We start from the raw sequence: 3,422 nt of genomic DNA, 5'->3' as shown, positions 1-3,422 counted from the left end.
TTTGGTTGCGGGAGTAGGATTTGAACCTACGACCTTCAGGTTATGAGCCTGACGAGCTACCGGACTGCTCCATCCCGCGGCAATACTTGTCTGGATCGGACGGCCATTCTGGCGCGTTTCATCGACAGAGAGATACGAGACGGTGTTCACTAGGTTTGGCGGCGACCTACTCTCCCACGTCTTGAGACGCAGTACCATCGGCGCTGCGGCACTTAACGACCGGGTTCGGAATGGGACCGGGTGTTTTGCTCGCGCTGTGACCACCAAACCGAGTGAACACCGTCCGAATGCCTTCGGCATTCGATGTGTGCGGTGTAGCACTTTGCTTGGCAAAGTGCGGGCCGGCACCCGTGATATTGGGTGGGCGCCGTTACATCGCACATCCAGGTCAAGTCACTGTGGTGTATGCTTCTGAAGCCAGGCTTCTTCTGGATCAGATCAAGCCTATCGGACAATTAGTACCGGTCAACTGAACGCATTGCTGCGCTTACATCTCCGGCCTATCGACGTGGTGGTCTACCACGGTCCTCAGGGATACCTTGTTTTGAGGGGGGCTTCCCGCTTAGATGCCTTCAGCGGTTATCCTGTCCGATCATAGCTACCCTGCACTACCGCTGGCGCGATAACAGGTCCACCAGTGGATCGTTCACCCCGGTCCTCTCGTACTAGGGGCAACTCCTCTCAAGTATCCTACACCCACGGCAGATAGGGACCGAACTGTCTCACGACGTTCTAAACCCAGCTCACGTACCTCTTTAAACGGCGAACAGCCGTACCCTTGGGACCTGCTCCAGCCCCAGGATGAGATGAGCCGACATCGAGGTGCCAAACGGTGCCGTCGATATGGACTCTTGGGCACCATCAGCCTGTTATCCCCGGCGTACCTTTTATCCGTTGAGCGATGGCCCTTCCACTCGGGACCACCGGATCACTATGGCCGACTTTCGTCTCTGCTCGACTTGTCAGTCTCGCAGTCAGGCTGGCTTCTGCCATTGCACTCAACGAGCGATTTCCGACCGCTCTGAGCCAACCTTCGCGCGCCTCCGTTACTCTTTGGGAGGCGACCGCCCCAGTCAAACTACCCGCCACACAGGGTCCCGGATCCGGATAACGGACCGCGGTTAGACATCAAGCGAAGCAAGGGTGGTATCTCAAGGATGGCTCCACAGGAACTGGCGTCCCTGCTTCGAAGCCTACCACCTATCCTGCACATGCTTGGCCTGATGCCAGTGTGAAGCTGTAGTAAAGGTGCACGGGGTCTTTCCGTCTAACCGCGGGTAGCCTGCATCTTGACAGGCAATTCAATTTCGCTGAGTCGATGTTGGAGACAGCGGGGAAGTCGTTACGCCATTCGTGCAGGTCGGAACTTACCCGACAAGGAATTTCGCTACCTTAGGACCGTTATAGTTACGGCCGCCGTTTACCGGGGCTTCAATTCAAAGCTTGCACTTCTCCTTTTAACCTTCCGGCACCGGGCAGGCGTCAGACCCTATACGTCGTCTTGCGACTTCGCAGAGCCCTGTGTTTTTAGTAAACAGTCGCCACCCCCTAGTTTGTGCCCCCAGCCACCAGTTGCCTGGTAACTGGGCCTCCTTCTCGCGAACTTACGGAGGTATTTTGCCGAGTTCCTTCAACATCGTTCTCTCAAGCGCCTTGGTATTCTCTACCAGTCCACCTGTGTCGGTTTAGGGTACGGTCTCATGAAGGGCTATTTCCAGGAACCGCTCAGCAGCCCGCTCAATCCGATAAGAGCGAACTACACCTGCGATCCGTCACATCCTTCTGGCTCAGGAATATTAACCTGATTCCCATCGACTACGCCTTTCGGCCTCGCCTTAGGGGCCGGCTTACCCTGCTCAGATTAGCTTTAAGCAGGAACCCTTGGACTTTCGGCGACAGGGTCTCTCACCCTGTTTGTCGCTACTCATGTCATCATTCTCGCTAGTGATCTCTCCACCGGATCGCTCACGCGCCGGCTTCACAGAAAGCTCCTTGTCTCCAACACGGACAGACCCTCCGAGGAAGATCGTCCCGCTAAGGAGACAGTGAGCTATGTCACACTACGCTCCGCTACCACTGCTATGCAGTCCTGAGCTTCGGCTCGTGGCTTGAGCCCCGTTACATCTTCGCCGCAAGACAGCTTGTCTAGACCAGTGAGCTGTTACGCTATCTTTAAAGGATGGCTGCTTCTAAGCCAACCTCCTGGTTGTTTTGGCCGTCTCACATGCTTTCCCACTTAGCCACGAATTGGGGGCCTTAGCTGCAGGTCAGGGTTGTTTCCCTCTCCACACCGGACGTTAGCACCCGATGTGTGTCTGCCAGATAGTACTCTACGGTATTCGGAGTTTGGTTAGGATCAGTAAGCCTGTGGGGCCCCATTACCCATCCAGTGCTCTACCCCCGTAGGTATTCGTCTGACGCTCTACCTAAATAGATTTCGCGGAGAACCAGCTATCTCCGAGTTTGATTGGCCTTTCACCCCTAGGCACAACTCATCCCGACCTTTTTCAACAGGTGTGGGTTCGGACCTCCAATAAGTGTTACCTTATCTTCATCCTGGTCATGCCTAGATCACTCGGTTTCGGGTCTGATCCCTCGAACTCTGACGCCCTATTAAGACTCGCTTTCGCTGCGCCTACACCTAACGGCTTAAGCTTGCTCGAGAGACCAAGTCGATGACCCATTATACAAAAGGTACGCCGTCACCCCTCAAGGAGGCTCCGACTGATTGTAGGCGTTCGGTTTCAGGTACTGTTTCACTCCCCTCGTCGGGGTGCTTTTCACCTTTCCCTCACGGTACTGGTTCGCTATCGGTCAGCAAGGAGTACTTAGCCTTCGAGGGTGGTCCCCCGATCTTCAGACAGGATTTCACGTGTCCCGCCCTACTTAATGCGTCCGATCATGCTTCCTGTACGGGACTGTCACCCGCTATGGTCACGTTTTCCAACGTGTTCCAGTCACACTCACGGCTCGGCTGGTCCCCGTTCGCTCGCCGCTACTAGGGGAGTATCTGTTGATTTCCTTTCCTCCGGGTACTTAGATGTTTCAGTTCCCCGGGTTTGCTCTTAAAACCCTATGTATTCAGGTAATAAGTACCTGGTTCAGCGCCGTATCAACTTCCCGAGGGAAGATAATACGATACTGTCAGGTGGGTTGCCCCATTCGGAGATCGTCGGGTCAAAGGTTATTCTCACCTCACCGACGCTTATCGCAGAGTATCACGTCCTTCATCGCCTCTTGCTGCCAAGGCATCCACCAAACGCCCTTTTCGCGCTTGATCTGATCCAGAAGAAGACTGGCTTCTTCCGGGACAACCGGCCTTTTGACTTCCGGCTGCCACTGATCAGAAGCATACTACCCGCCCTTCCACCTGGTTCGAGTGGAAGGACTGATTTGGCGATCTTGCGATCGCCTGGTTAGTG

1 tRNA gene and 2 rRNA genes are annotated in these 3,422 nt (G+C 54.9%); all 3 read right to left on the bottom strand.

The features are described from left to right. Positions 1-2 precede the first annotated feature (2 nt). The 3 genes from PAM7066_RS18325 to PAM7066_RS18315 all read right to left on the bottom strand — a co-directional run bounded on the left by PAM7066_RS18325 (position 3) and on the right by PAM7066_RS18315 (position 3,280). Positions 3-79: transfer RNA gene (locus tag PAM7066_RS18325), tRNA-Met, on the bottom strand. Between the two features lie 74 nt (positions 80-153). Further along, positions 154-268: ribosomal RNA gene (gene rrf / locus PAM7066_RS18320) — 5S ribosomal RNA — on the bottom strand. Between the two features lie 166 nt (positions 269-434). Then, positions 435-3,280, bottom strand: a 23S ribosomal RNA gene (locus PAM7066_RS18315). Positions 3,281-3,422 lie beyond the last annotated feature (142 nt).

Source organism: Palleronia marisminoris (assembly GCF_900172315.1).
GTDB classification, from domain to species: Bacteria; Pseudomonadota; Alphaproteobacteria; order Rhodobacterales; family Rhodobacteraceae; genus Palleronia; species Palleronia marisminoris.
Note: the sequence above shows the minus strand (reverse complement) of the source record. Positions and strands in the feature narration are given on the sequence as shown.